At 58.5% G+C, this 26,312-nt stretch carries 22 protein-coding genes and 1 pseudogene; 8 read left to right on the plus strand and 15 right to left on the minus strand.

The genetic code is table 11. From position 1 onward, the window contains the following. The first annotated feature begins 47 nt into the window (after positions 1 to 47). The 5 genes from ACYQ14_RS16515 to ACYQ14_RS16535 all read left to right on the plus strand — a co-directional run bounded on the left by ACYQ14_RS16515 (position 48) and on the right by ACYQ14_RS16535 (position 7,668). Positions 48 to 1,202: a DUF4330 family protein gene (locus ACYQ14_RS16515; protein ID WP_459889440.1), complete on the plus strand. Its 1,155-nt coding sequence runs from the start codon at positions 48 to 50 to the stop codon at positions 1,200 to 1,202. A 313-nt stretch (positions 1,203 to 1,515) separates the two neighbouring features. Beyond that, the gene (locus tag ACYQ14_RS16520; RefSeq protein WP_459889441.1) at positions 1,516 to 4,017 is read left to right on the plus strand and encodes an MFS transporter; all 2,502 of its coding nucleotides are present in this window, start codon (positions 1,516 to 1,518) and stop codon (positions 4,015 to 4,017) included. 233 nt (positions 4,018 to 4,250) lie between these two features. Continuing rightward, entirely contained in the window at positions 4,251 to 5,372 is a 1,122-nt protein-coding gene (locus ACYQ14_RS16525) for a DegT/DnrJ/EryC1/StrS family aminotransferase (protein WP_459889442.1), read from the plus strand. Positions 5,373 to 5,667: 295 nt separating this feature from the next. Then, entirely contained in the window at positions 5,668 to 6,417 is a 750-nt protein-coding gene (locus ACYQ14_RS16530) for a class I SAM-dependent methyltransferase (protein ID WP_459889443.1), read from the plus strand. A 249-nt stretch (positions 6,418 to 6,666) separates the two neighbouring features. Further along, positions 6,667 to 7,668 carry a GNAT family N-acetyltransferase gene (locus ACYQ14_RS16535; RefSeq protein ID WP_459889444.1) on the plus strand — a complete coding sequence of 334 codons (1,002 nt, stop codon included), beginning with the start codon at positions 6,667 to 6,669 and terminating at the stop codon, positions 7,666 to 7,668. 151 nt (positions 7,669 to 7,819) lie between these two features. On the opposite strand, the gene ACYQ14_RS16540 is transcribed toward ACYQ14_RS16535, so the two are convergent. From ACYQ14_RS16540 to ACYQ14_RS16605, 14 genes are all read right to left on the minus strand, one after another. Continuing rightward, complete coding sequence (locus tag ACYQ14_RS16540) at positions 7,820 to 8,557, minus strand: class I SAM-dependent methyltransferase (RefSeq protein ID WP_459889445.1); 738 nt, start codon at positions 8,555 to 8,557, stop codon at positions 7,820 to 7,822. A gap of 167 nt (positions 8,558 to 8,724) precedes the next feature. Continuing rightward, positions 8,725 to 8,904 (minus strand): hypothetical protein, encoded by a 180-nt coding sequence (locus tag ACYQ14_RS16545; RefSeq protein WP_459889446.1) that lies wholly within the window; start codon positions 8,902 to 8,904, stop codon positions 8,725 to 8,727. 2 nt (positions 8,905 to 8,906) lie between these two features. Then, positions 8,907 to 9,980 carry a glucose-1-phosphate thymidylyltransferase gene (locus ACYQ14_RS16550; protein ID WP_459889447.1) on the minus strand — a complete coding sequence of 358 codons (1,074 nt, stop codon included), beginning with the start codon at positions 9,978 to 9,980 and terminating at the stop codon, positions 8,907 to 8,909. 228 nt (positions 9,981 to 10,208) lie between these two features. Next, positions 10,209 to 11,159 (minus strand): NAD-dependent epimerase/dehydratase family protein, encoded by a 951-nt coding sequence (locus ACYQ14_RS16555; RefSeq protein WP_459889448.1) that lies wholly within the window; start codon positions 11,157 to 11,159, stop codon positions 10,209 to 10,211. A 277-nt stretch (positions 11,160 to 11,436) separates the two neighbouring features. Then, on the minus strand, positions 11,437 to 12,171 hold the full coding sequence (locus tag ACYQ14_RS16560; protein WP_459889449.1) for a hypothetical protein: 735 nt from the start codon (positions 12,169 to 12,171) through the stop codon (positions 11,437 to 11,439). Between the two features lie 1,223 nt (positions 12,172 to 13,394). Continuing rightward, positions 13,395 to 14,255 carry a hypothetical protein gene (locus ACYQ14_RS16565; RefSeq protein WP_459889451.1) on the minus strand — a complete coding sequence of 287 codons (861 nt, stop codon included), beginning with the start codon at positions 14,253 to 14,255 and terminating at the stop codon, positions 13,395 to 13,397. Between the two features lie 2 nt (positions 14,256 to 14,257). Next, the gene (locus tag ACYQ14_RS16570) at positions 14,258 to 15,421 is read right to left on the minus strand and encodes a glycosyltransferase (protein ID WP_459889453.1); all 1,164 of its coding nucleotides are present in this window, start codon (positions 15,419 to 15,421) and stop codon (positions 14,258 to 14,260) included. Between the two features lie 222 nt (positions 15,422 to 15,643). Then, on the minus strand, positions 15,644 to 16,591 hold the full coding sequence (locus ACYQ14_RS16575; RefSeq protein ID WP_459889455.1) for a glycosyltransferase: 948 nt from the start codon (positions 16,589 to 16,591) through the stop codon (positions 15,644 to 15,646). A 328-nt stretch (positions 16,592 to 16,919) separates the two neighbouring features. Next, positions 16,920 to 17,261: a hypothetical protein gene (locus ACYQ14_RS16580; RefSeq protein ID WP_459889457.1), complete on the minus strand. Its 342-nt coding sequence runs from the start codon at positions 17,259 to 17,261 to the stop codon at positions 16,920 to 16,922. Positions 17,262 to 17,408: 147 nt separating this feature from the next. Then, positions 17,409 to 18,188 carry a hypothetical protein gene (locus ACYQ14_RS16585; RefSeq protein ID WP_459889459.1) on the minus strand — a complete coding sequence of 260 codons (780 nt, stop codon included), beginning with the start codon at positions 18,186 to 18,188 and terminating at the stop codon, positions 17,409 to 17,411. A 134-nt stretch (positions 18,189 to 18,322) separates the two neighbouring features. Continuing rightward, entirely contained in the window at positions 18,323 to 19,366 is a 1,044-nt protein-coding gene (locus ACYQ14_RS16590) for a glycosyltransferase family 4 protein (RefSeq protein WP_459889461.1), read from the minus strand. 169 nt (positions 19,367 to 19,535) lie between these two features. After that, positions 19,536 to 20,042, minus strand: coding sequence for a glycosyltransferase family 4 protein (locus ACYQ14_RS16595; protein ID WP_459889463.1), 507 nt, complete (start codon positions 20,040 to 20,042; stop codon positions 19,536 to 19,538). Between the two features lie 138 nt (positions 20,043 to 20,180). Then, complete coding sequence (locus tag ACYQ14_RS16600; protein ID WP_459889465.1) at positions 20,181 to 21,629, minus strand: sugar transferase; 1,449 nt, start codon at positions 21,627 to 21,629, stop codon at positions 20,181 to 20,183. A gap of 280 nt (positions 21,630 to 21,909) precedes the next feature. Continuing rightward, a complete protein-coding gene (locus ACYQ14_RS16605; protein ID WP_459889467.1) occupies positions 21,910 to 23,724 on the minus strand; it encodes an ABC transporter ATP-binding protein in 1,815 nt (604 codons plus the stop codon). A gap of 365 nt (positions 23,725 to 24,089) precedes the next feature. Here ACYQ14_RS16605 and ACYQ14_RS16610 point away from each other — a divergent pair, with 365 nt between their 5' ends. After that, positions 24,090 to 24,638: a VanZ family protein gene (locus ACYQ14_RS16610; RefSeq protein WP_459889469.1), complete on the plus strand. Its 549-nt coding sequence runs from the start codon at positions 24,090 to 24,092 to the stop codon at positions 24,636 to 24,638. Between the two features lie 115 nt (positions 24,639 to 24,753). Here the strand turns inward: ACYQ14_RS16610 and ACYQ14_RS16615 are convergent, their stop codons facing one another. Next, on the minus strand, positions 24,754 to 24,993 hold the full coding sequence (locus ACYQ14_RS16615) for a hypothetical protein (RefSeq protein WP_459889471.1): 240 nt from the start codon (positions 24,991 to 24,993) through the stop codon (positions 24,754 to 24,756). 343 nt (positions 24,994 to 25,336) lie between these two features. On the opposite strand from ACYQ14_RS16615, the pseudogene ACYQ14_RS16620 reads away from it, so the two are divergent. Together ACYQ14_RS16620 and ACYQ14_RS16625 are read left to right on the plus strand one after the other, a co-directional pair. Beyond that, positions 25,337 to 25,948 (plus strand): annotated as a pseudogene (locus ACYQ14_RS16620) (ABC transporter permease); the annotation flags it as partial. A 211-nt stretch (positions 25,949 to 26,159) separates the two neighbouring features. Further along, the gene (locus tag ACYQ14_RS16625; protein WP_459889473.1) at positions 26,160 to 26,312 is read left to right on the plus strand and encodes a DUF2080 family transposase-associated protein; all 153 of its coding nucleotides are present in this window, start codon (positions 26,160 to 26,162) and stop codon (positions 26,310 to 26,312) included.

Consider the following 26,312-nt stretch of genomic DNA (forward strand, 5'->3'; position numbering starts at 1 on the left):
TTATTTACATTCGCTGGAGAGAAGGTTCTAATGCAGAGTGAGTCTTCGTGAATGTCATCGACGAAGACGGGAATCTCTTCGGTGCCATCAACGTCGTCGACGCCCTCGCCATCGTCCTCGTGCTCGCGGTCCTCGTCGCAGGCGTCGCGGTCGTCGGCGTCCTCGGAATCGGCGACTCGAGCGAGCCCGATGAATCTTCGAGCGACCCCGACGAAGACCTCGAGACCAGACACGCCACGATCGAACTGGGCCACGAGCCATCCTACGTCGTCGATCGAATCGACGAGGGCGATACCGTCACGCACGAAGACAGCCCACACAACCTCACGATTACGGACGTCTACGTCACGCCGGACGCGACCAGCAACGGCGAACCCACCGTCACGATACGAACCGAAATCAACGGCGAACTGACAGACCCCGATGACGACTCCTCGAGCATCCAGTACGCCGGCGAGGAACTCCGCGTCGGAACCGACCTCCAACTAACCACGGCCGAGTACACCACGCAAGGAGAAGTGACGGACATCGACTTCGACAACCCGGCCCTCGAGACCGACACAACCCCGGTCCTTCTCGAAACGACGGTAGACGACCGAACCGCAGCCGAACTCGAGTCCGGCGACACGGTCGCGCTCGGTCCGCACGAAACTGCCACCGTAACCGCCGTCGATCTCTATCCAACAGGCGGCGATCAGTACCGGGCGTTCGTCGGAGCCGAACTCGAGACACTCACCGAGGGCACCACGCCGACGTACGGCACCCAACCGGTAACCATCGGAACCCAACTCACGCTCCAGACCGACGCCTACGACCTCGAGGGCGAAATTCGCCAGCGAGGAACCGACGAGCAGGCCGGCGAGCCGACGACGACCCGGGCCACGATCGAACTCGACTCAGTTAGCCCGACAGTCGCTGAGAGCCTGGGGGTCGGACAGACCGAAACGGTCCGCGGGGAGACATTCGCGACGATCGAGTCCATTCGAAGCGAACCCGCCGAGGTCGTCCTCGAGAGCGACGACGGGAATATCCACCTCCGCGAGCATCCGACGAACCGAGACGTGACCCTCGAGGTCGAACTTCGGACCCTCGAGACCGACACGGGTATCAGGTTCCACGGCGACCAACTTCGAGAGAACGAATCGATTACCCTCGAGTTCGACCGGATCGATGTGAACGGGACGGTTACCGAATTCGAGTAAGAATTTCGCCACCAACGCGGTCCTTTATTCGTCTCCCTGCCCCTCGGGAGTCTCGCCCGATCATGCCATGCGTGCGCTATCGTCGGCCTCAAATCGTCTCGCCATCGGTCTGAGAAACGCCTCTCTCTCGATGCCGGATGGAGGGCCGACTGGTGAAGTGCCTCGAGGTCAAGCCCCGTGGCATTCGCCTTGAAGATCTGTAAGTCACGTCGCGTTCTCGAAGACGTGACTGTCACCGCCTCGAGCCCCTCTCGAATCTCAGAATGCTAACTGCGGGGAAAGCATAATCACGCCGCGTCAGGTCGTAGGTGTAATGGCCGAGGATCCGGGCCCCGCCGAGGTTGCCACCGCGGCAGCCACCTTCCGTGAGGAGCGCGTCGACGGCGAAGAGACGCTCGAGACGCTACTCACCGTCGACGACGAACACGAGACGTGGGTGTTCGACGACCTGCCCGTCGATTCGGGGACCTTCGGCGAACTGGTCTCTCGAGGGATCGTGACCAAAACCGACGGCGAGTACCGAGTTTCGAATCGCACGGGGGTTCGAGCTGGACTCGAGGGGGAGGAGGTGGTCGGCGACGATGGCGAAAACGACGACGGTGGCGAAAACGACGGTAGCGAAAACGACAATGGATTCGAACTGCGGGCCCCGATCGCGTTCGATCCGCGGGCCGCGCTGGCCCTGGGCGGTGCGCTCGTGGTTCTGTTCTTCATGCGGATCGTGAACTACCAATCCGTGTTTCAAGGTGGAGAGGTCGTCTCGCCGGAGAACGATCCCTACTACTATCGCCACTGGATGGAGGAGTTGTTGAGCGAGTCCGACGGCGTAACGGATTTCGGCGTGATCGCTGATATGCCGGGCCGGGCCGCAGACACGCGGCCGTTCACGCACGCCGCGAACTGGTTTTTCGCGGAACTGGGGGGCGGCGGTCAGTGGGCGGCGGACGTAGTCGCCGCTTGGTTACCGGTCGCGATGGCACTCGTCCTCGGGGTCGTCGTGTACTGGCTCGCGATCGTCGTCACCGACGACGTTCGCGTCGGCGTCGCGTCAGTCATCTTGCTTGCACTGACCCCGATTCACGCCGTCTACTCCGGAATCGGCTTCCTCGAGCATCGCCCGCATCAGTATCTCTGGCTCGGGGTGACTCTGCTCACCCTAGCGTGGCTTGCCGTCGATCTCGAGTCCTGTCGAGAGTCTCGGACGGAACAACGGACTTCATCGCGGATCCCGGGCCTCTCTCCTGCGATCCGCGCGCACCTCCGGTCGCCCTGGACGTGGGTCGCGGCGGTCGTCCTGGGGATCGCGCTGACCGTCTCCGCACACACGTGGGGTGGCTCGGTGTTGCTGTTCATCCCGGCCGCAGCCTACGTCGGCTTCAAAGTCGCCATGGATGCGCGAGCGGATCTCTCGCCCGCGCTCGCGAACGCGCCGGTGATACTCGGGCTCCTTATCGCGGGCGTGTGTTCCGCTGGCTTACACGTTCGCTGGGGATGGCACGACTCGTTCATCGCGATTATTCCGATGCTCGTCTTCGCCGGAGCCCTCGGCGTGATCGGGCTCGGCGAACTCTGGCGGCGTCTCGAGTGGCCTGTCGGAAGATTAGTCGGCCTCGAGGGCGTGTTGGTTGCTGGTAGTGTACTTGCGTTCAGTTATCTGCGCCCGGAGAACTGGGCGACCCTTCGGGCCCGTGCCGACGACGTCGTTTTCAGGGAGGGTGCGACTGAAACGGCGTCGCTGTTCGCGTTGGATCAAGCGGTGGTTCAGGGGCCGTTGGCGCAACTCGGCGTTCAATTTTACGTCGCAGTCGTCGTGTTGGGGTGGGCCTGTTGGATCGCGTATCGACGGTACGAGCCGGCCTGGTTGTTGCTTTCGACGTACGTCGCGTTCTGGCTCGCGATGGCTACGTTCCAGGTTCGATTCGCGGCGCAGTTGGCGGTACCGCTCTCCGTGCTTGGCGGCTTCGGACTCGTGTATCTGATCGCGTGGCTCGATGTCGGTCGCCTCCCGGCGCCGTTTCGCGAGCCTGATGAAACGACCAAACGGAGAAGGCGCGACCTCACCGCCGACGGTGGAACGAAAACACCGTCTATCGTCCTGCCGCGTGACCTCTCGACGGTAGCTCACCTGGCCCTGATCGGGCTGATTATCTGCGGGATGAGCCTGGTCTTCGCGCCGTCGTTTGCCGCACAGACGGCCTACGACGACGCGCAAGTCGAGGCGACGATCGCGATCGACGAGCATGCCGAGGACGTCGACCGAGAGTATCCCGAGAGTTACGTGCTGAGTCAGTGGGGCGACAATCGGATGCACAACTACTTCGTCAACGGACACGCTGACGGGTACAGCTACGCCGACAGAAACTTCCAGGAGTTCCGAACCGACGACGATCCGGACGGCTGGTATGACCAGTTCGAGGACGACGATGTCGGCTATGTCGTCTTGACCGATTCTGCTGGGGAGTCTCCGGACGGTTCCGCACAGGCAACACTGCACGAGGAACTCGGCGCAGGCGGCCACGAAAATGACGGGCTCGAACACTACAAACTACTCTACGCTGACGACGACGCGACGGCGTTCGCGATCGTTCCGGGTGCGACGCTTGAAGGACCTGTCGAGGCGACCGACCACGTCACGGTGAGTACCGAAGTGGAGGTCGACGGGGAAACCGTCGAGTACGAGCGGGAAGTCGACGTCAGAGACGACGGGGAACTCGAGGTCGTCGTCCCGTACGCTGGCGACTACGCGGTCGACGGGACGGAAGTGACCGTGGATGAAACTGCCGTTCTCGACGGGGAAGTCGTCGAATTCGAATGAGACGGGCCGACGAACCGTACGGAACGGCGGGGAACCGACCAATCGAGCGCGGCGTTCTCCCAGGGGATCGACGGCGAGCCAAGCCAGAGTGGATACACCGCGACCACGCCCTGTCCCTGGGTACGTTCGTGCCAACGGCAACCCGAACTCGGAGGGGCGGCCCGAGTCCCGTCGGCCGACACATAACACTTCGTGAATTAGGGTTAAGCCCGTCTCTGACAATCTTCTTGAATATGAGTTCCCGCGTGCCGCTCTACAAAGTCGAGAACGTAATCGGAGACGAAGTCCTCGAGCCGATCGGAGACGTGTTGCAATCGGGTTGGCTGACGCTTGGGCCCTGGACGGAGAAATTTGAGGAGCGCTTTGCGGCCCGTCACGACGCGGCCCACGGGGTCGCCGTCAATTCGTGTACCTCGGCGCTTTACGCCAGCCTGCGCGCGGGAGGCATCGGTCCCGGTGACAACGTGATCGTTCCCGCGATCACCTTCGCCGCCACCGCGAACGTCGTCCGACACCTGGGTGCGGAAGTGATCGTTTGCGACGTCAAAGACAACGGAAATATCGACCCCACCGTACTCGGTGATCTGCTCGAGCGATACGACGTTTCCGCAATCGTTCCCGTCCACCTCTACGGACTTCCCTGTGACATGCACGAAATCGTCGCGCTGGCGAGGGAACACGACGCGACGGTGATCGAGGACTGTGCGCACGTTCCGGGTGCCGAACTCAATGGGAAGGCGGCGGGGTCGTTCGGGAAGGCGGGCTGTTTCAGCTTCTACGCGACGAAGAATATGACGACCGGTGAGGGAGGAATGATCGTGACGGACGACGAGGAGGTTGCCAACGAGGCGAAACGAATCAGAAATCACTATCAGACGAAGTCGCCGGCAGAGAAACGAGAAACCTGGGGGTACGACGTCGATGGGATCGGGCTCAATTTCAGGATGAGCGAAATAGAGGCGGCGATCGGTCTCGGTCAGTTGGACCGCCTGGAGTCGATGAACGAAAGCCGTCGAACCGTTGCGAACGCCTATATCGATGCGATAGAGGAGATTCCGGGGATAACGTGGAACGGCGGAACGCCCGAAAAAACGCACGTGTTCCACTTGTTCGTCGTTCAGGTGCTCGAGGACCATCCGTTGGACAGAGATCAGGTGTACGACCGCCTCTCAGACGCCGGAATCACGACCGGCGTCCATTACCCACCGATCCCCGCACTGTCGTCGTACTCGGCGGTCGAAGGCGAGTACGGAAACGCCGAACGGTTCGCGGAGCGAATCCTTTCGGTCCCGATGTATCCGGATATGAGCGAGGATACCCAACAGCGGGTAGTTCGGGCGCTCGAAGCAGTCTGACTCGTTCGCGACGGAACGGACCGGCACCCGGTGTCTGCGACGGGTCGAGTCGGCCGGGACGTCGTCGAAATTCGATCGTCCGAACGTGTGGCTACGAAAGGTGGGCGAAAGGAGGGACTAATACGAAAATTTCCAGGAAAATCGCTCCGATAGCGTCGCCTCGGCGAAGAAATATATCAGTTTTCGTGGTCCCCGGGGTACTTTTTTACCGGTTGTTATGGTACGTCGTTTCATGGTAAAAGTACATACTCTGTTGACATATTGGATTTCGGTTATTAAAACGGGTACGTCCCTGGTGAGGAGGGGAGGCGATGTCTATCAGGAAGAAGGGCTCCGAGCGGTGCTCAAGAAAATCCCGCCGACGGTACGATCCTTCGCGGGCACCGTTTTCCGCGATATCAAAGCGATGTTCGTTGATTCGGAGGAGATTCGAGAAATCTGGGTATCGAAGGAAGGCAAGTACTCGCCGGAGTACTACGCATCGAAGGGAATCGACGAGACGAGCGAACTCGTTTTAGACGTCATCGAGTCCGCCGCCGAGCCGGACGACCACATTTTAGAGATCGGGTGCAGCTCGGGACGGCACCTCGCCCACCTCTATCACAACGGTTACGAAAATCTATCGGGGATCGAAATCAACGACAGATCGGTCGAGGTCATGGGCGAACATTTCCCGCAACTGTCCTCCGACGCTCGGATTCACACTCGTGCGGTCGAAGACATCGTAGAGTCGTTCGAAGACGGTGAATTCGATGTCGTCTACTCCGTAGAAACGCTCGAGATAATTCCGCCGAAGAATGATTGGGTCTTCGGCGAGATAGCACGAATCACCGACGACGCGCTGATAACGGTCGAAGAAGAGCCGGCGAATCCGACCGGACGCCCCATTCAGAACCGTCCGGTTCGAGAAACCGACGGGTTCCCCGTCTTCCGAAGACGGTGGAGCGATATTTTCTCCGAGTACGGGTTTGATTCGAACACCGTGGTCGAACAGGATTCGGTCCCCGAAGACACTGTTCGTGTGTTCCGCCGATCCGACTCGTAAAGCGAGCAGGGTGGGTAACTCCCTGATTCTGTCGCGTCGCTTTCCGATTCGGACCTACAAATCGCGACGGGGGCTCTGTATCGTTTTGTGGTAGGCGGTCACAGATCCGTCGGAATGTAGTGGTTACGAGCGCAATCGATCCCGCTACTCTAGTCGCCGTATTCGCCACCGCGAACAACGTTCTCCTGTAGACGAATATCCTCGTTCATGGTATACAGGTTTTATTAGCGGCCGTCTGGAGGGGCTCGTATGCAGATTCTCGAGTCTCCCGCCGATTCGACGTGGAGATCGGTCGCCGAACAGTGCGATTATGCGACGTTTTTTCACACCCCAATCTGGGGGAACATCGTCTCGGAGACGTTCGACGAGTACTCGAGTGCGCCGATCGGAGCAGAGTTGGACAACGGGACTCGCGTCATATTACCCCTCGTGAAAAAAAGCCGAGTCGCGACCAAGTATGGCGTCTCTCGAGAGATCACCCACCTCGATTCGACGTTCGCGGGGTGTTACGGCGATATTATCGCAGACGGCCCGTTGACCCCGGAGTGGACCGACGTGTACGACGCGGCCCTTTCGAAGGGTGACACGCTGACCGTCGTGGACAACCCGTTCGCGAACGACCGGTCGAACATCGGAACAGAACTCGGCGACGTGGTCGAAAAAACGAACGATTTTACCCAGGTTACGGATCTACGGACCGACTTCGAGACGTTGTTCGAGGAGTTTCAGAGCGACGTGAGAGAGAACAGCCACAAGGCACGCGAGATGGGTGCTTCGGTACAACCCGTGACGGAGAAAGCGCGATATCGGGAGTATTTTGCCGTATACCAAGATTCGCTCGAGCGGTGGGGCGAGGATGCGACGAACGAGTACCCGTGGGAGTTATTCGAAACCGTGTACGACTACGCCCAGCGACACGACGAGAACGTCAAGCTCTGGGGGACGGTGGTGGACGGTGACCTCGCGTACGGCCAACTCACGTTTTACTGGAACGACCACGTTGTCCCGTGGCACGCCGCCTCGAACAGCGACTATTTTGCGTACAACCCGTCGGATCTACTCGACGTGGAAGTTATCAGAGACGCCATCGAGCGCGGCTACGACTGGTACGATTTCAACCCGAGCGGTGGACACGAGGGGGTCGTATCGTACAAGAGTAAGTTTGCGACCAGGAGACGCGATGTCACGCGTTGGCAACACACCGCGGCGAAATTACGCTACGCAAAGAAAGTGTTCGAGACGATCCGGTAGGCTTCGTGGCGGTACCGAGAAACGATTCGAGGGCTACAACCGGAGTACTGTATCAAACAGCCATCTCGTCTCAGAGAGATGGAAGTAACATCAAATTCCAGATCAGTCGCGCAGATGTCGACAACCCCATTCGAAACATCACGATGAATCCCTAGAGCGTTTTCGCCACGTAGTACGGCCACGGATCGGTATAGACCGAAAAGCTGTCCTCTTTCTTGATAACGTCGACGGGCTCACAATCGCAGTTGATAAGTTGGCGTTTCTGATGGAGCGGAGTACTGTAGTAGGCGTCGCCGCTCCCGAACTCGTGGTCGTCCGATTTGTAGTTCGACAGGGCGTTCTTGGCAGAACGGTTTTTCGCCCAGAACTTCGCCAACTCGACCCATGTCCCCGGGGAAAACGGCCGCGCCCGAAGGAGAGTGTAGTACAACGAATTTCGGGAACTAAACGCGAACGTCCCCCCCGGTTTCAACACGCGACGAATTTCTGCCAGCGCCGCGTACCGCCCCGTCTCCGGCGTGATGTCATCGAGGCCGTTGAACGAAAAGAGAACGTAATCGAACGTGGAGGTCTCGAAGGAGAGGTCGGTGGCGTCGCCCACTCGAACCTCGAGATCGGGAAACAGCGAGCTGGATTTTCGGATCATCGGTTCGCTAACGTCGACGCCGACGACGTCGAATCCGCGGCTCACGAGTGCCTGCGTCGTTCTCCCCGCGCCGCATCCGAGGTCCAACACGCTCGCACCGTCCCTGGTGAAATACCGATCGACGACCGTCTTTTCCTGATCGAACAACCCTTCCTCCGCGAGGGCGGCGTATTTGTCGAGAGCGCCGTCGTGAGAGTAATACTCGTCCACGTTGCCCCTCCACGTCTGCCTCGAATCGGACATACCCCAGCCACCATATCAGCACTAAAAAAGCTATGTCGTGACTGCAACGGTAGTTCCGACATTACACGCTCTCCGACGGCCCAACGGGACGGTAATACGTTGTTTCGGCCGGATGCTCGAGGCGTGAATCGGCGGCCGTCCGGAGTAGCGTTTGAATACCCCGGATATCACAGCCGATACTGATCGAGGTGTTCGATGAAGTGTTCGCGGTCAGCCTCTGACAACTGGTCGAACCCGAGCGTTTCCTCGCACTCGAGGCCCGGACAGGTCATCAACACCGCTTCCTCGAGTTCGTTTGCCGCCACGATCGTTCCACAACTGGGACAGGTGAGAGCGATGATTCGCATGGTCAAAGTGTGATAATCGAGTTCTCCCCGACGGTCAATCGTGGACTGTCGGCGGGCATACCGTTCGCACTTTTCACCGTCGACCCGCGCCCGAGCAGGCTGTTAACGACCTCGTTTTCGGTCGTGATTTTCGAGTCCCCGATGATCACGCTGTTCTCGATGTGAGCGTTCCGAACGGTCGTTCCCGGGCCGATCGAGGTATAGGGGCCGATGGATGCACCGTCGCCGATTGTGGTCTCACCGGCGATCGAAATTGGGCCTCGAAGGACGGTGCCATCTTCGACGGTCGCTGATTCGTGAACCTCGACGCCGTCCGGTATTTCGGATTCGTCGACTCGTTCGTCGGCTCGAGCGGGTCCGTTCGTTTCGAGGAGGTGACGATTCGCTTCGAGAACGTCTTCTGGTTTCCCGACATCCATCCACCATCCGTCGACGACGTGTGACCGGATCGTGAGTCCGTCCTCGAGCAGAAGCTGGATGGCGTCCGTTATTTCGAGTTCGCCGCGCCAGGACGGTTCCAGGCGTTCTATTGCATCGAAAACCTCCCGCGAGAACGCGTACACGCCGAGTACGGCCAGGGAACTCGGCGGGTCGTCGGGTTTCTCGACCACTCGAGTCACGTTCCGCTGGTCGTCCACGTCCGCGACGCCGAACCGTTGTGGGTTATCGACGTTCCCGAGTGCGACGCTTGCAACCGCCTCGCTGTTCGCAAACCCCGTTACGAGTTCGGAGAGATCGTCCTCGAAGATGTTGTCGCCGAGGTACAGGACGAAGTCGTCGCTCCCGACGAACGCTCTCGCACAGCCCACGGCGTGGGAGAGGCCGAGCGGATTGCCCTGGATGATGTAGGTGATGTCGACACCGAACTCCGAACCGTCGCCCAGAAACCGCTGTATGCGCTCACGGCCTTTGTTGCCCAGAACGACGCCGATTTCGGTAATTCCCGCCTCCCGAAACGCCTCTATGCCGTACTGAATCACCGGGGAGTTAGCAACCGGGACGAGCTGCTTCGGTCTGGTATTCGTGATCGGACGCAGCCTCGTCCCTCTCCCTCCCGCTAACAGCACGCCTTTCATGGTCTGGCTGTCCACAGCTCCTGTGATAAACCTAGCCTCGTGCTTCAGGAGACGATAGACCCGTTCTCACCGAAAGCGCCCTCGGACTGTGGATGAACGGAGACCGCATTACATCCCCGACGTGCTGTCTCGCGCCCGTTGGGGTTCGGGCGGAGGAAACCGACCCCGACGTGAGGAATCCTGCCCCTTAGCGGGGGAAGAATGCCGATCGCTCCTCGTCTGTGTACGTCAATCGCTCCTCGTCTGCGTACGAGCGAGCACCCGAAACCGATCAGCGAGTTCCCTGACTCCCTGGTCGATCGAATACGTCGTCTCGAAGCCCTCCTCTCGAATCTTTTGGTCCGAAACGACATAGGAGAGTTGGTTGAGCTGTTCGGCTTCGGTGTAGCCGATTTCGACGCCCGGAAAGTATCGTTCTATCGCGTCGACGATATCGCGAAGCCTCCCGTTCTGTCCCACGACGTTGTACGCCTCTCCGTCGCCGAGGTTCGTTGAAGCGAACAGCATCGACTCGACGGCGTCTCCGACGTGAAGGTACGGTCGTTTCTGGTTTTCCGCCCCCTCGTACACCGTCAGGGGTTGGCCCGTCGCCGCGAGATACGAGAATTTGTCGACGACGGTGTCGAACCGCATCCCGGTCGACCAGCCGTATACCGTTCCGAGGCGGAGTGCGGTCACCGACAGCTCCCCCTCGTACTGTTCTAGCAGTTCTTGTTCCGCCGCCAATTTCGCCTTTCCGTATGGGGATTCCGGCTCGCAGTCGAAGTCCTCCTCGATTTCCTCGTCGGTCGGCCCGTAGACCGAACACGACGAGACGTTGACGAAATCGTCGACGCCCGCGTCTCGAGCCGTTCGGTAGATGTCCATAGTCGCATCGTAGTTGACCTCCCACGTCTTTTCCGGGATGTCGAACGTTTCCGTGGCGTTCGTGATAGCGGCGAGATGGAAAACGGTGTCGACCCCTTCCATGATCGATTCGACCGTCTCGAGGTCGCAGACATCGCCTTCGACGAACTCGTACTCAGCGTGGGCGGGCAGGTCCCAGAGGGAGTGATACCGCGGTTGGCGAAGGTTATCGAGAATCCGGATCCGCTCGCCGGCGAACGCCGGATGGTCCGGGAGTTCCCTAATCAGCCGCGATCCGAGATAGCCGACGCCACCCGTAACGAGAACGGTCATTTCGCATCACTCATACCCATACGGCCACTGCAAAGTACAAAAGGGTTCTACCGTTTTTCACTGGCCTGAATCGACGATCCGTCGAAGCCGCCGAACAACGTCGACCGTCCGCGGGTGTTGCTCGTATCGGAAGCTTACAACCCCTCCACGGTCCGGTCGGTTCCGGTTTCAGCCCGGAACCGAGCCACCCAGCTTTCCTCGAGTACTCGCTTCAAACCGTTGTAAATTCGCGGACGGCTCGCTCATCAGTCGCTGGTCGCTCACTAACTGCCGGCGGTCACTTACCGGTGGCTGTCGCGGACTCGCTAATGACGTCCTGTAAATCGGGATGATCGAGTAACCGCGTCATCTCGTCCGACAATTCGTCCGCGTGATCGACGGTCGCTACGGTTTCTCGGATCTCTTGCCAGCGTTTGTGACGAACGAGGACGCGAACCGGGACCTCGTCCAGTTCCAGTAGTTTCGCTATCGAGAGTCTATTTCTACAATCGTCCAACACGAAGGTGCCGTCCCGAGCGATGTTTACCCGAATTTCATCGTACTCGGGCGGCCCTTCTTTCATCACTCGCGCCGATTCCGGAAGCTCAGCCTGGGTTTTGTACCCGTTGGTGACGATCGAGTCGTAGAGGTCGTCGACCGAGCGCCGGTAGCGCTCTAACTTCGACGCCGATACGCCCGACGTCCGCTGAGACTGGTAGTACTCGGTTTCGGTCCAGTCTTCTCCCTCGAGAAGGTACGAGCGTATCGCTCGATAGAAGCCGTACCTCGAGAAGGGGGCCAGAACGGGTAGGTCGCCGTCCATTCGGTCGACTAATTCCTTGTAAGTCGCGAACGACGTATCGACGATCGTCCTGTCCCAGTCCCCGCCGATGACGTGTGTCCCCCTGGTTATCAGATCATCCTTGATCGACGGGACGATTAGGTACTCGATTTCATCCGGGTCGATCCACAGTAGCCGATACGGTTCGGGTGAACTGTCGTTCCAGCGGAGGTCGTATCGGACGTGACGCAATTTTGTCGCGGGTATCTCGAGTGCGCTGTTCGCGTACCTGAGACCAGAATGTACGAGAGAATGAGCTCCCTTCGAACGGAAAATAGTGAAGGCGCGACGTGGTAATCGAGCTGGCGGCGTCGGCATCACTCTGCCAGAGATCAACGTAATACATAAATCATTTTTCACCATTTCGAAAAAGTAACGTACTGATAGCCGTTCGAACCCGCTTCCCCTCAAGTCGAACGGCACGCGAAGCGGCTTTGAAAGTACGCAACGACCACCGTCAACCGGCTCGACTTATCCGTACAGCGTCCGCGGTTGGAAAATCCGAAGAGTGGTGAATCTTCGGCGTTAGGAAGTGCGAAAGCTCACCTTCGTTACTCGACCTCAACTTTGTCACCTATTTTCGGCTCGTCTCGAGGAATGTCTGGGTGGTCGATGTACCGTTCCGGTACGTTTAGGCTGTCGAGCGAATCGGTGCGATAAAATTGCTCTCTGATGTGCTGCCACCGCCGATGTCGATACCGTATTCGGACGGGGACTGATTCGACATCTAAGAGTCGCGCGACCGTTCGTCGGTGATTTCCGTGGTTCACCATCCACTCCCCCCTTCTCCCTATACTCACGGTGATAACTGAAGAATCGTCGTACCCGTTAGCCGCGACGTTTTCATATAAGGCGTCTAACTCCTCGAGATAGGTACGGAAGTTGTCGACAGTTTGTGGCCCGTCCAGTCGTCCGAGGGACTGTCCCGATCGTAACTTCCGGACGGCAGTTCGGTAATATTCCGTCTCTTCCCACGCTTTTCCGGCTTCGAACCGTTCTCTCAATTCTTCCCAACTCGAATTCCCTTCCCGCCAGTGCGTTTTTTGGAGGTCCCAATCACCCGACAAGACACCGAACTGTGGTGATCCCTCGGGAACGTGTCTCGAGCCGAGACTGTAATCGATTCGTTTCGGATCGATAGACACTGTTTCGGTCGGCGTGGGCGCTAGCGCTTTGTACCGCATCGCGTATTTGGCCCTGAGAATCTCTCTGGTGATTCGCGACATCGTGTATCGACTCGAGGAGCGTATCAACGGAATTGGACCCTCCTCTCTGAGAATCTTCCTCGCCCTCGCCACCAACCGGAACGCCATATCAAGGGTGTGGTACCTCTTCGTTGAAAGCTATTCTCTCTAAACGATCCACTAACGATCCGATACAACCCGCCAACAAGCTAATACCGGCCCATTATACGCCTACAGACCATCGCTACAGGACCCATTCAGGTGACGGACGTCGGGGTGCGAGGAATAGCGCTCAATTTCGGCGCTTCTCTCACTCGCGTCGTGATCGGCGACCTTCTTGCGTAGGCGTTGCCATTTTTCGTGCCTGACGAACACCCGAACGGGTATTCGACGGATGTCTAAAATTTTCGATAGCATTAGCCGATGTTGGCCTGCGCCGCCCTGGATGAGCGTCCCGTCCCTTCCGATGCAAAGTATCACTTCGTCGACCTCCGGCGGTTTGAGACCCGTTGGGTCGCTCACTAACTCCCTTTGAGTGCGGTAGCCTCCGTCGCTCATGCGTTCGTACAGGTCGTCGAGGTACCGGAACCGCTCGTGGATGTTCTCCGGACCGTATCGTTGTGAGTCCCAGCGCTCTTCCTCAGCCAATGATGCGTATCTGGCGTAGAATTCGGTCTCCTCCCACGGCGTATGGTTCTCGAACCGTTCGACCAGGAGGCGGTATAGTTCGTAGTTCTCGAGTCTGAAAACGGCGCGGTGACCGTATACAGCTTCGACGTCCTCGTAGAACGGCAGATAGTCGTCGACTCGAGCGATATCCCAGTCCCCGCCCAGCACGTACGTCCCGTACGTCCCGATATTCGAATAAAACCTCGGGGATAGTATGTGTTCGACGGTAGCCGGATCGACGTGAATCAAGCGATACGGTTCGGGTGCAGCCGATCCGTAGCGGGCTCTAAACCGTACCCGTTGATACGTGTCGCGGGCGTACATCCGTCCAGCATCCTGCAGATGGTTCGCGACTGAGTGTAGTAGCGGGATCGATCCGTCGTTCTGTAATTTTTCGTACGCTCTGTCGATAGTGCCGAGCATCTCTACGCTAACAGTTCGTCGTATCGGCGTTCGAGCTGGTCGATCAACTTCTGGATATCGTGATCGCGAGCCACGTTATCGCGACCGACACGCCCCATCTCCTCGAGTTCGTCTTCGTTGGCTCGACACCATCGGAGGGCGTCGGCGAGTTCGTCGACGGTACCCGGTGTCACGAGTCGCCCAGCAGCGCCGTCTTCGACGATGGAGGGAATATCAGCGTGAGTCGTGGACACGACGGGCTTGCCGCTGGCCTGTGCTTCCAACAGGACGGTCGGCGCTCCACCCTCGGAGTCGCCGGATTCTGCCCGTTTACTGGGAGCCAACACCAGATCGCAGTGTTGAATCTCTGCGAGATACTCCTCGTACTCGAGAAAGCCGGTGAACGTGACCTGATCGCGAACCCCTCTCCGGCTCGCGATTTCCTCGAGTTCCGCTTGCGTACATTCACCCGAGTTCGTTTCCGCGTCATCGGATTCCCCGCCGACGATTCGAAGTTCGGCAGCCGACTCTCGAGCGAACGCGTCGGCGAACGCTTCGATACCGTCGGGAATTCCCTTCTTCTCGGTGAATCTCCCGGCGGTGAGAATTCGCCATTCGCCGTCCGGCTCGGGATAGTCGGGAGTGATTCGGTCCGTATCGATCGCGATGCGCTGGAGACCGATTTTTTCCTTCGGACACCCCAACGAGAGCAGTTTCTCGCGCATGGATGGCCCCTCGACGAGAAAGAGATCGCCCGTCTCGAAGAGGCGCTCGTACTGGCGTCTCATCGAGTCGTTCCGATGGACCAGTTCAGAAATGTCGTAGCCGTGGAAGGTTGTAACCAGGGGGCGTTCCGGTGATCGGTGCTGGAGGAGTCCCACCGCATTCGGGCCGAAGTTCGCGTGGATGATATCGGGGTCGGTTTTTTCGGCCACGTGTCGATAGTACGTCTGGGTGAGTCCGCGGAGGTTGAGTTTTGCGAGACCACCGTACAGCCAAAACCGGGGACTCCACTGGGGCAACTCGAAGAAGAGGTACCGCGGTTCGAACGGAAACAGATCCAGATTCCGGGCATCCTTCCCACAAACGAACGGTTCGTATCGTTTGTAATTCGACAGATACTGATAGATGAATGTCTCCGTCAGGGGGAGGTAAGATCCGACGAAGTGACCGACTGTTCTGGACATGGTCCGGTCGTTCCATGTGGAGGTAATTAAGTAGTGGGTGGTAACAGCGCTGGATCTGTCTGAATGACGGAAAAAACCTCACTCGGTTGTTCAAGCTGCCAGAACCGAACTCATGTGGGGAGAGAGCGCATATTTCACACCGCACTTCGAGCGGTGGTAGTACGAATCTACCAGATAATATATTTTTAGTGCAGTGATAAATCGGGGATCCACCGGCACTGATTATCGACCGTACCGTACCAGTCGCCGTTTTATCCGCTGAATCGGCCGATGGGTTCGCTTTCCCCCAAAGGCGGCTACCAGGTAGACGTAGTACGGTACTTCGAGCGGGCGCTGACGGATCGCTCGCCCGAAATGGCGTCGGGCAGCGCTGTACCGACCATTTCGCATCGCGGCCCGGCCGAGGTGGTACTCGAGGGAGGCGTCTACCGTCGTCCAGTCGATGTCGTCGAACTCCGCTGCGATCGGTCGAACCACCTCTCGAAATAGCGGGGCCGTCACCTCGGTTTTTCGGTCGTAATCGTGGCTGAGCTGTCCGTTCGGTCGGTTGTGACGAACGACGAGCGGTTCGGGAACGGCGAGAAAACGACACCGCAACGACAGCCGGAGGAAAAATTCCCAGTCCTGCCAGCTCGGAAATCGCTCGTCCAGCCCGCCGACGCGTTCACAGAGTTCGCGCTCGATCATCGCGACCGAAAACGTCTCGAGGAAGTTCCCGTACAACAATCGTTTCGTCACCGCTCCCTCGACTTGTGGAGTGAGGACGGCGTTCGTCTGCATGTTTTCGTCGACGTGTTCGACGCCCGTGTAGACGACGCCGACGGATTCCGGTGCTCTTCCGAAGGCGTTTGCCTGCTTCTCGATTTTTCGTTCGTCCCAGCAGTCATCATCGTCGAGGAACGCGACGTACTCGCCACGTGCTTTGTGAAGTCCGGTATTGCGCGCCACGTTCGCACCCCGATTCGCACCGTGACGGACAATTGTGACTGCCTCGAGCGACGGGTCGAATTCGGAGAGCACGTCGGAAGCGGGAACCGGTGAACAGTCGTCGACGATTACGAGTTCGACTCGATCATACGTCTGCTCGGCGACGGTCTGTACGGCTCGGCGGAGCAGTTTCGGGCGATCGTACGTCGGAATGACGACGGTGACCAGTTCCGCTTTGCTCATCGAGTCGACTACGATTGTACACTCCCTTTGTTATGGGAATCATTTCTCGTCTTTCGGGCGAGATTACCGTTCTCTGCTTTCTATCTCGGGGTTCGCTGAGTAACTCGCACTTATATCGCGGTTCGAAATATGCCGCAAGTACTCCCGAGCAACCGATCACAAATCGATCGATGGACCGAAATCGACTCGTTGTACGCCATCTGTCGCATCTGTTTGCCGTGACCTGGGCGGGTCCAGCCAGGTGAAGGCAATCCAACTTGGCGAAGTCTACTTACGAGGGGCCGTTGAAGCCCACAAAATGTGGGTACGTCCCGGCGTGTTGGTCCAGTTATTCGTCTTTTCGTTCACCGTTGTGAGCGTCGTCTGGGTGTTGCGATCCAATCTCGAGGCGAGCGTTCAGTTCGCCAGCTTCTTCGTTCTGTTCGTGCTCGTCGTTTTGCTCACGTGGCCGATCACCGATCCGCTCGAGGAGTGAGCGATACCACCGCGTGAGAACGGGTGCGGCAACGATGACAAGGAGAAAATCGAACAGGACACGATGTCTCGTCGTCGTCCCGAAATTGCTGCTAAAGAGTCCGTAGCCGACGATCCCACCGACATACGTGAAGACGAGAATCGACGTGACGACCGTCTTTGTCTCTCGCCGATGAAGCGAACGAACAGCGCTCACGAACAACACCATCACGATCACGTTGTACGCGCCGGCGGCGAAGTGGATCGGTGAGTCGACGTGTAACGGGAACGGTGCAAACTGGAAGTGGATCGACGTTATCGGAATCGAAAGCGCGACGTCGAGCCACGAATCGTACGCGAGACCCTAGAGATACACCGCGTTTCCCCCGCTTCGAATTTCGCGCTGGTCGTTCAGCGTTTCGAGCGGGAAGTACCGACCGAACAGAACGGATTCCAGAGTAGCACACAGAAGCGCCACGGATGCGTCCCTCCAATCGAACCGACGGTCTACAGTCCGGGCCAGCAGTCGAGTCCCGACGCCTCCGAGCGCCGCAAGGACGAGAAGTAACGCGATTTCAGTCCGAACCAGGTACACCAATCCGACTATCGGGACCGCCAGTGTGGCTGAGCGGATCGACGTCTCGAGAACGCATCGAACGACGAGAGCGAGCGCGGTGAATGTCAGTACTAATACGAAAGCGTCTCGCATGGGAACGGAGGTAAAGAAGGCGGGCAACGGCAAGAACAGGACGAAGATGGTTACGGCGTTCGTCCCGTTTACCGACGGATAGAGGTGGTTTGTGAGGGAGGCCGCCGGAATTGCGATGAGTACCGCGAGGAGACTGTTGAATACGATCAAAATCTCGACGGACGGTTCGAAGAGGAGGTACAAGAACGCCTGAAACGTCGAGAACGCGACGACTTTTTCGGAGGCGTCGGTGGGAGTTCCCTCGAGGAGATCGATCGCCGTCGAATGAAAGTCGATGATATCCCATTGGTATGAAACGAGCGGAATAATCAGTAGACCGATACCCAGGTGCACGAAGAAGGCAACCGGTGCAACTCGTCTGTACAGCGGATCGTCGTAGATCACCACCACGACGACCAGTAACAGAAACGCTGTTACTATCGACGCGAGCAACATCACGGTTCCACGCCGCGTCGATGTAACTCCGGGCGTCGCTGGCGCGTGACGAAACCCCAATCACTATCGAAAGTTCGCATGGTCAATCGACAATCGGTCGAAAGGGTGAGTTATCGGTGCGGCCGATTCCGAATTCATACGACTCCCTCGTGGATCGCTCGTTCGAACCGTTCGACGAACACGTCCTGCGTATAGCGGTTTTCGACGATAGCTCGGCCCCGTTTGCCAAACCGCTCCCGCTTTGGGGGGTCTTCGGCCAGTTCTCGAATCGAGTCGCAAAAGCCCGCGATGTCGGTTGGGTCGTGCAGGAATCCGTTCTTGCGCTCCGTTACGGTGTAGTTGATTCCCCCGACCGCGCTCGCAACGACCGGAAGGCCTGCGGCCATCGCTTCGACGACGGTTATACAGAGCCCCTCGTAGTGAGAAGGTTGGACGTAAACGTCGACCGACTGAAGGAACTCGGGCAGATCATCGACTCGACCGAGCAGTTCGACATTATCGATACCCAGTGATTCTATTTGACGCTCGAGTTCGCCCCGCTTCGGACCGTCACCGGCGATTCGGAACGTGATATCCTCATCAGCGAGTTCGTCGGCGACGGTGAGCAAGGTAGCGTAATTCTTTTGCTCGGAGAGGACGCCGACGCTCCCGACGACTATGTCATCGCTGTTGTGGTGGGTTCTGGCCTGGAACTCGCTCAACGAGATGCCGGCGATCGGGAGCGTTTTAACGGTTTCAGGGGGGAGATCCAACTCTTCGCGAAGCATCTCCGCGACGGGTTCGGAGTCTGCGAGTGCCACGTCGCTCAAGAGACTCGTCGTCCCGACGATTCGTTTTCGCAACGGCGTCTTGAACCGTTCGTTGTGCTGCCAGGTAGCGACCGTCGCCTGCCGGTTGACGATTCCGGCGAGTCGAGCGACGAGCACGGAATGATAGAGCGACCCGATGATAACGTTCGCGTTAGCAACGGTCGATACCAGCCGTGAAATATCGTCCAGACTCCGGATCTGTTTGCAATCGAGTATCGTCGCCTCGGGGATCCGTTGCCGGACGAACGACTCCTCGTACCCGATGAGAGTCACAACCGTTATTTCGTATTTGTCTTCGCTTAGCCCGTTGAGCAACCGGCACATGCCGACCTCTGCACCACCCGTGTGAAGCGCATTGATTATGTACACCAACGACGTCTTATTCGTTTCATCTCGCGACCGCGATGGGAGGGTCGACGGCGTCGTGCCGTCGCCTTCGCCGACCCGTTGAGTACGAGCAGACGTGCGGTTTTGTGACCCGGAATCAAACCAGTGCGACCGGAACCGAGCGAGTAGGAAAGAGTAGTTCATGGTCGCGTTAGTGAGCGATCACATTCAGGTGATCAGTCGCTTGATCGACCGTGCTGTCCCACGCGTACCGTTCGTCCACCGGCTCGACGGGCCGGTCGAACGCGATCCACTCCTCGAGACTCTCCGCGAAAGCTGATCCGGATTCCGTGCCGACTAACGCTTCTCGCCCCTCCAGGAGCTCACGAAGCTGGGTGAGCCGAGAGCACACGGCCGGGACACCCGATGCGATCGCCGCGAGGACCGATCGTGGAACCCCCTCGGACCGACTCGGTAACACCAGAACGTCGCCGCTCCAGTACATCGCCGGCATCTCGTCGTACGGCACGTGACCGAGAAAATTCACGTCGTCGTCGATACCCAACTCGGCGGCTTGTCGCTCGGGATCCGTCCGAACCGTCACCACGGTTACGTCGTGACCCATCTTCGCCTGGTCTCGACTCATCGCGTGGACGTGGTAGGGACCGCCACCGTTCGCGTCGGGATAACTCTTCTGCGCCACGCGCAAAATCCGCATGGGTAGGTATTCCCGAGTCGGTATTATGTTATTCAGTCCGAAACAGCTATCAGACGATCTGTCCGTGTTCCCGGAGACCGTTACGGGTCTCCGTAAACGTCTGTTACTGCGGGTTCGAGCGCCGTCGACGGGCACGGCCTATCGAATCGTCTGCAGCGTATCGACGAAGACTTTCCATACCTGCCGGATAACTATCTGCAGATCGAATCTGAACGACTGGCGGCGAATGTACTCGAGATCGTAGCGGAGCTTCTTGTCCGGCTCCGTGCTCTTCGCGTCGTTTATCTGTGCCAATCCCGTCAATCCGGGTTTGACGAACCAGCGTTTGCGCCAGGAAGCCGTCTGTTGCTCGAGAACTTTTTCCTCGTCGGTCCACGTCGCCCTCGGCCCGACGACGCTCATTCGCCCCAACAAAATCGCCACCAGCTGTGGCAGTTCGTCCAGGTGCGTCTTCCGGAGAACCTGTCCGATTCGAGTGATTCGATCGTTCTCTCCGTCCGCAGAAGGTGTCGCGGCTTCTCCGGCCAGTTCCATTGTCCGAAACTTCGTCACCGTGAACGTCTCGCCGAAGCCAGCCGTCCGATCCTGCGTGTACAACACCGGTCCGCGACTGTCCAGCGCGACCGCGAGTGCAATGATCGCCATCAGCGGGGCGAAGAGGACGATTCCGACGACAGCGAACGCCACGTCGAAGATCCGTTTGAACAGGTAATCCTGCGGATCCCACGGCTCGAGGTCCACGCTCACTAACTCGCCGATGTCGCCGTCCGAAACCAACACGCTGTCGACGTATTCGCGGTGAACCTTCGCATCGACCCCATGCTCGAAACAGGTGTCAAGCGCCCCGAAGAACTCCGCCCGATCGGGCTGGTGAAACGCCAGTATGACCGTGTCGATGTCGTAGTCGACCAATACGTCCTCAGTTCTCGAGAGGCCGCCGATATGACGAAGATCGTCCAGCGTACCGGACTCGCCGGCGGAATTGTCAACCCCTCGCACGCCACCATCGGAGGCCATCGCTAGCCGTTCGCGTTCCCCACTATCGGTCAGCCGCGATGCGAGGACGTTGGTCGGACAGAGATACCCGAGCACCGGGGTATCGAGTTGCGGTGTGATTTGTTTGATCTGGTCTGGGTCGTCACCGACCACGAGCGTTCGACCCGGATGCCCGTTCGGACGGTTACGCGTCCGAACGAACCAGATCGGCAGCAATAACGTTAGCAACCCGACGGTCATCACGAGCGTCGCTCGAGGCAACCTGTGAGACCAGTTGAAAAACCCGAACGTCGCCATCACCAGTCCACCGGTTATCACGCGTTTGTGGGTGAGAAAAATTGTTTCGAGGGCTCGGCGTGGTCGAGGTTTGTACAGCGGAATAAGACAGCAAAGCATGACACCAGAGCAAAACAGAACGGCCCACACCAGCGACCCTCCGGTCAGCGTCACCACGTCTAATCGATTAAACACCGGAACGTACGTCGTAAAGAGGTGCTGTGCAAATGAGTGGTTAGCGAGGAGGACAGCGGTGCTCGAGAGGAGAATCACACCAACGGCGCTCGTCACTCGATAGTGCCACCCGGTCAGCATTCACCTTGGATACTGGATAAAAACGGATAATAATACCCCGTATCGTGTGATCGTCGAAAGTTGATATTTACGTGATACTACTCGTCCCCCTCGAGGAATACAGCGCAGTTACGGGGAGAAATATCGTCCTACAGTTGTCCTACGAACCGCGTGACGTAGCCGTGTTTGGAATCCTTGCCAAGTCACTCGTGTAGTAGTGCTCCCGAACGGACCGGTGGTCCCAATTACGGACCGTTCGATTCACTCGACCGAAGGAAACGCTCTCGTCGATAGCAGTGGATTATCTGCCGACCTGTACCGAATAGAGCGAGGCGTAGGTACCAGCGTTCGAAAGCAGTTCCTCGTGGGATCCTGATTCGCGAATTGTCCCGTCTTCCATGGCGTAGATCCGGTCGGCGTTCGTTACCGTCGAGAGCCGGTGGGCGATCACGAGCATCGCGTACTCCCGATCCATCCGTTCGATGCCCTCGTGGACGGTCTTCTCCAGGGACGTATCCAGATCGCTGGTCGCCTCGTCCAATATCAGTAAGTCCGCGTCTTTGAGCAGCGCTCGAGCGATGGCGACTCGTTGTCGTTGACCGCCGGACAGTTTCACCCCCTGGTCACCGAGCACCGTGTCGTATCCGTCCGGAAGATCATCGAGGAATTCGGTCACCTGTGCGATCTCGCAGGCCGAACGAATCGCCTCCCACGAAGCGTCTCGATTGCCGACAGTCACGTTTCGCCGAAGCGTGTCGTTGAACACGTGCGGGTCTTGCCTGACGACCGTTACTCGAGAACGCCACTCGCGGATATCGAATTCGTCGATCGAGATGCCGTTCGCGGTGATCTGCCCGCTGTCGGGCTCGTACAGTCGACCGAGCAGCGAGGCAACCGTTGACTTGCCGGCACCCGATGGCCCGACGAACGCGACGAACTCGCCCTGGTCGAACCCGAACGAGACTTCCCGGAGGACGGGTTCGTCCTCGGAACCGTAACGAAATTGGACGTCATCGAACTCGGTTCGCTCGATCGGGCTCGGCACCGGCTCCGCGTCCGTATCCGGTTCGCTATTCCGCTCGAGTTCGTCGATGAAATTTTGCGTTCGCACCAGATGCGGTAGTTCGCTTTCAACCCGGTATACGTACTTGTTTAGGTTACTCACCTTCGGTCCGAGCTGGAACATCGCAAAGAGGAAGACGCCGAGTTGACTGAGATTCATCGACGAAAAAGTCAGCGCGAGATAGATCAAGACGAAGACGGTAATCGCGGTCGTCAGTTGGTAAAAATTGGTGATCGCCTCGCTGTTTCGTTGGAGCTTGATTCGGTTCGTCTCGAATTGCTCTGCGGCGTTTGAAAACCCGGCTCGAAGCTCGTCGACCATGCCAAACAGCTTCACTTCGCGCACTCCCTGCGTCCCGGCCTGGGCGTTCGACTGGATCCCCTCTTTCGCATCGGCCACCTTGTCACCCAACGAATACCCGGTGTCGAGGACGGTGCGGAACAGCAACGTAACGCCGCCGAGCAACACCACCGTCAGAACAGTCAGCGCGGGAGAGAGGATCATCGCGATCGTGAGGTACATCGCTGCCAGTAGGCCCTGTTCGAGGACGTTGATCGCGTATCGAATGACTCTTCCTGCGTACTCAGCCTGCGTGACGATCGCGTTGAGGATGTCATCGGATCCCTCCTCGTCGAAGTACGCGATTTCCGCATCGAGCGCGTGGTCGAAGGATACCTCCTGCAGGTGTCGGACGTATTTCGTCTCGATCGCCGCCTGAAGCCAGCCCACTACAAACGACGTTGTGTACCTGACGGACATCACCACTGCGACACCTGCAACGAGATAGCCCAGCGAGAACGGAACGCCGAGGAACTCGTAGAAACCGAGGAACGCCCCGAGGATCCCATCCGCATCCTCGGCCGGCGTTTCGGCCTGTGCGATCTCGACGATCGGCATGAGAAAGCTGAGACCGATCCCCTCGAGCAAGGCTGCAATTACGGCGAGAACGACGATGCCAGTTGCAAACACTGGCTGGAACGTCGCCACTCGATACAGCGCCTGACCTTTCTCGAGCCAGGTGAGATCTACGGGAGGGGTATCAGTTTCTGACATTGAAGAGAGCAACCCGGGCGAACTCGCGGGACGGGGTACTGTTTACTCCCGTAGCGGAGTATAAAAACCCGGTCGTGTTTTTAGAATTCTGAAACTCAGGAGAAGCCCCATCCTGAAGCGTAACACTGGCGATTGGCGATTTGGATACCACTTCGAGAGAGACATCAATTGGAATCGGTTCTCCCCGTCGAGCGAGATCGGATCGAGATCGCGACGACTGCTCACGGGATGAATTGGACCACCGCCGACTGTATCGAAGCGCCCGACTACCGACTTCTACGGACGAACTACCACGCGGCCGAGACAGTCAGGTTTCTGCCAACGAACTCGTAACTAAACCTCGCTCGAGCGAACGCGGCGCTACTGTGTCACTGCGCGTTCCGCTCCTCCCCGAACCGATCCGCTGGCTTCCAGCTGGAGTCGTCGCCGGGTTGATCTGGTACTGGTCGCTCGTGACCGCGCCGCCGGCCAGTCTGGCACTCGAGATGGCGGTCCTCGCTCATATACCGCTCGAGACGATGACCACCGCTGGCCAGCCGCTCGAAGGGGGACCCATAGCCGGTACCAGGGCCGCGACAGCGAGCGGCTTTTCCGTCTCGTCGGAGTGGATCTCTCGAGGCGCGGCCCGCCATGCCGTCGCCTACGCAACGCTCGCGCTCTGTCTCGTGTACGCGCTCGCCGGTCGCGGGGGGTCGCTGGCCCGCACGGTTGTCATCGCCTTCGTCCTCGCGACTGGCTACGGGATCGCCATGGAAGTCGGCCAACTGTTCCAGCCCGACCGCGTCGCCTCGCTCGCGGACGTGGTAATCAACGCGCTCGGAGCGACGGCCGCGCTGAGCTGGTACGGCCTCGAGCGTCGGGTGACGTTCGTCCCGCTCGCGGAGTTCCGTCGAGAGAGTCGCCAACCTGCCTGACGGAGAACTGCCGCACCGATGCTCGAGACGTGTTTTATCGGATCTGCCCCATTAACAGAATCAGCGCGCTGTTCCGAGTTCAGTAACTCGCCGCCGTCGACTCACCGCCGCCAACTCACCGCTTGGTATCACGCTCGAGGACCGACTGGTCGCCGTCTCGAGTCGACAGCTCGACGGACTCTTCCTGATCGAACACCGCCGCGAGTGCGAGTCCGGCGACCGCGACGAGGATGAGCGCTCCACCGAATACCGTTATGACGGAGAGTCCGCTGTAGAACAGACTGCCGACCAGGATCACGGCTCCGAGAACCTGAACGAGCAAGAGGACGTCGTAGCGCAGTACCATGCTGTCCATACACGATAAAACGCGCCGAGATACGATAAATAAACCCTCCGGAAAACTGCTTTCTCAGACGATCTGAGCTTTTTAGCGTCGGATTGCAAAGAAAGAGAACACTCGTTCCGGACTCGACTCAGTTTCAAATCGATCCAGTTTCACTTCGGTTGGGTTCCTTCAGCCTGTCACGCCTGGTTAAATTCTACAATAAATAATCTGGAATATTGAATCTGGTATGCATCTGTCTACACTGGAACTAGCGGGGAGAACGAATGGGGTTGTGGTTTTCTCACGCTGACTGGTATTACGATCCCCTCATCTCGGTGCTAACAGCATATTTGTGCCGTCTCTACCGAGAGTACTGTATGGATGTCGGCTCATTGCAGGTGTCGTTGCGATAGGGTTTATCCACGGTGTGCTCCCGGATCACGGGTGGCCGATTGCTGCGACCTACGGGTTGAACCGGTCGCGGACGTGGCTCTATGGGACAGCAGCAGCGCTCATTCTCGGGGTTGGACATCTGATTAGTAGCGTCGTTCTGGTACTGGCGTACTTTTGGTTCAGTCGCTTCGGTGAATTCGCTGAAGGCCCGTGGATGGGGTATCTCGCGGGGACCATGCTGATTCTACTGGGTATTCACGAATATCGGAATGGTGGACACGGGGCGGCACACGATCACACCCCCGACGAGTCTCACCAGGACCACGCCCATGCTCACACTCACGATCATGATCACAGCCATTCGCCCGACCACAGCCATTCGGGAGAAACCTCCCAGCGTGGGACGATGACTCGGATTCGAGAGCGACTGTTCAGCGGAGGGCACCGTCATTTGAGCGAAGAAGACGCTGAACGGGGATTGATGGCCCTCGGGGCGACTGCTCTCCTTTTGGGATTTGCCAACGAAGAACCGATTCAAATTCTGGCGATCTGTGCGGGGACGGTCTACTGCTTGGAGCTGATGCTCGTTTACCTGAAAATAGGCGCTAATGCCCCCTTCCTCAGCGAGCGCCGAAGGCGCGAGCAGGGAGGGGATACAGCGTCCCCAGAAATCGGAGATTTCTGGTGTGCGAACGAGACGGAGTCTCGTCAACGCCACAAGAGTTTCTTGGACTGTTCTACAGCAGGCCCGCAGGCCCACGCTATCGGTACCTTTATGTTGCAACAGAGTATATACAGAGTTAATGGATCGGCACGAAATCGAGGGCTGCGAAGTGCTCGACCGAGATGTTCGCCCGGTCGGAAACGGCGCGCACGTGCTCGTTCCCAAGCGGTGGATTGGAGCGGACGTGAAGGTCGTCCGCGTTTCCGAACCCGACGTCGATTCAGGCGAGTAG

This window comes from Halostagnicola bangensis (assembly GCF_054653435.1).

What these genes read in the sequence shown, in the direction of transcription:
- ACYQ14_RS16520 (WP_459889441.1), top strand. Translation starts at nt 1,516, where the DNA reads ATGGCCGAGGATCCGGGCCCCGCCGAGGTTGCCACCGCGGCAGCCACC.
- ACYQ14_RS16525 (WP_459889442.1), top strand. Translation starts at nt 4,251, where the DNA reads ATGAGTTCCCGCGTGCCGCTCTACAAAGTCGAGAACGTAATCGGAGAC.
- ACYQ14_RS16535 (WP_459889444.1), top strand. Translation starts at nt 6,667, where the DNA reads ATGCAGATTCTCGAGTCTCCCGCCGATTCGACGTGGAGATCGGTCGCC.
- ACYQ14_RS16540 (WP_459889445.1), bottom strand. Translation starts at nt 8,557, where the DNA reads ATGTCCGATTCGAGGCAGACGTGGAGGGGCAACGTGGACGAGTATTAC.
- ACYQ14_RS16545 (WP_459889446.1), bottom strand. Translation starts at nt 8,904, where the DNA reads ATGCGAATCATCGCTCTCACCTGTCCCAGTTGTGGAACGATCGTGGCG.
- ACYQ14_RS16550 (WP_459889447.1), bottom strand. Translation starts at nt 9,980, where the DNA reads ATGAAAGGCGTGCTGTTAGCGGGAGGGAGAGGGACGAGGCTGCGTCCG.
- ACYQ14_RS16555 (WP_459889448.1), bottom strand. Translation starts at nt 11,159, where the DNA reads ATGACCGTTCTCGTTACGGGTGGCGTCGGCTATCTCGGATCGCGGCTG.
- ACYQ14_RS16565 (WP_459889451.1), bottom strand. Translation starts at nt 14,255, where the DNA reads ATGCTCGGCACTATCGACAGAGCGTACGAAAAATTACAGAACGACGGA.
- ACYQ14_RS16570 (WP_459889453.1), bottom strand. Translation starts at nt 15,421, where the DNA reads ATGTCCAGAACAGTCGGTCACTTCGTCGGATCTTACCTCCCCCTGACG.
- ACYQ14_RS16575 (WP_459889455.1), bottom strand. Translation starts at nt 16,591, where the DNA reads ATGAGCAAAGCGGAACTGGTCACCGTCGTCATTCCGACGTACGATCGC.
- ACYQ14_RS16585 (WP_459889459.1), bottom strand. Translation starts at nt 18,188, where the DNA reads ATGTTGCTCGCGTCGATAGTAACAGCGTTTCTGTTACTGGTCGTCGTG.
- ACYQ14_RS16595 (WP_459889463.1), bottom strand. Translation starts at nt 20,042, where the DNA reads ATGCGGATTTTGCGCGTGGCGCAGAAGAGTTATCCCGACGCGAACGGT.
- ACYQ14_RS16600 (WP_459889465.1), bottom strand. Translation starts at nt 21,629, where the DNA reads ATGCTGACCGGGTGGCACTATCGAGTGACGAGCGCCGTTGGTGTGATT.
- ACYQ14_RS16605 (WP_459889467.1), bottom strand. Translation starts at nt 23,724, where the DNA reads ATGTCAGAAACTGATACCCCTCCCGTAGATCTCACCTGGCTCGAGAAA.
- ACYQ14_RS16615 (WP_459889471.1), bottom strand. Translation starts at nt 24,993, where the DNA reads ATGGACAGCATGGTACTGCGCTACGACGTCCTCTTGCTCGTTCAGGTT.
- ACYQ14_RS16625 (WP_459889473.1), top strand. Translation starts at nt 26,160, where the DNA reads ATGGATCGGCACGAAATCGAGGGCTGCGAAGTGCTCGACCGAGATGTT.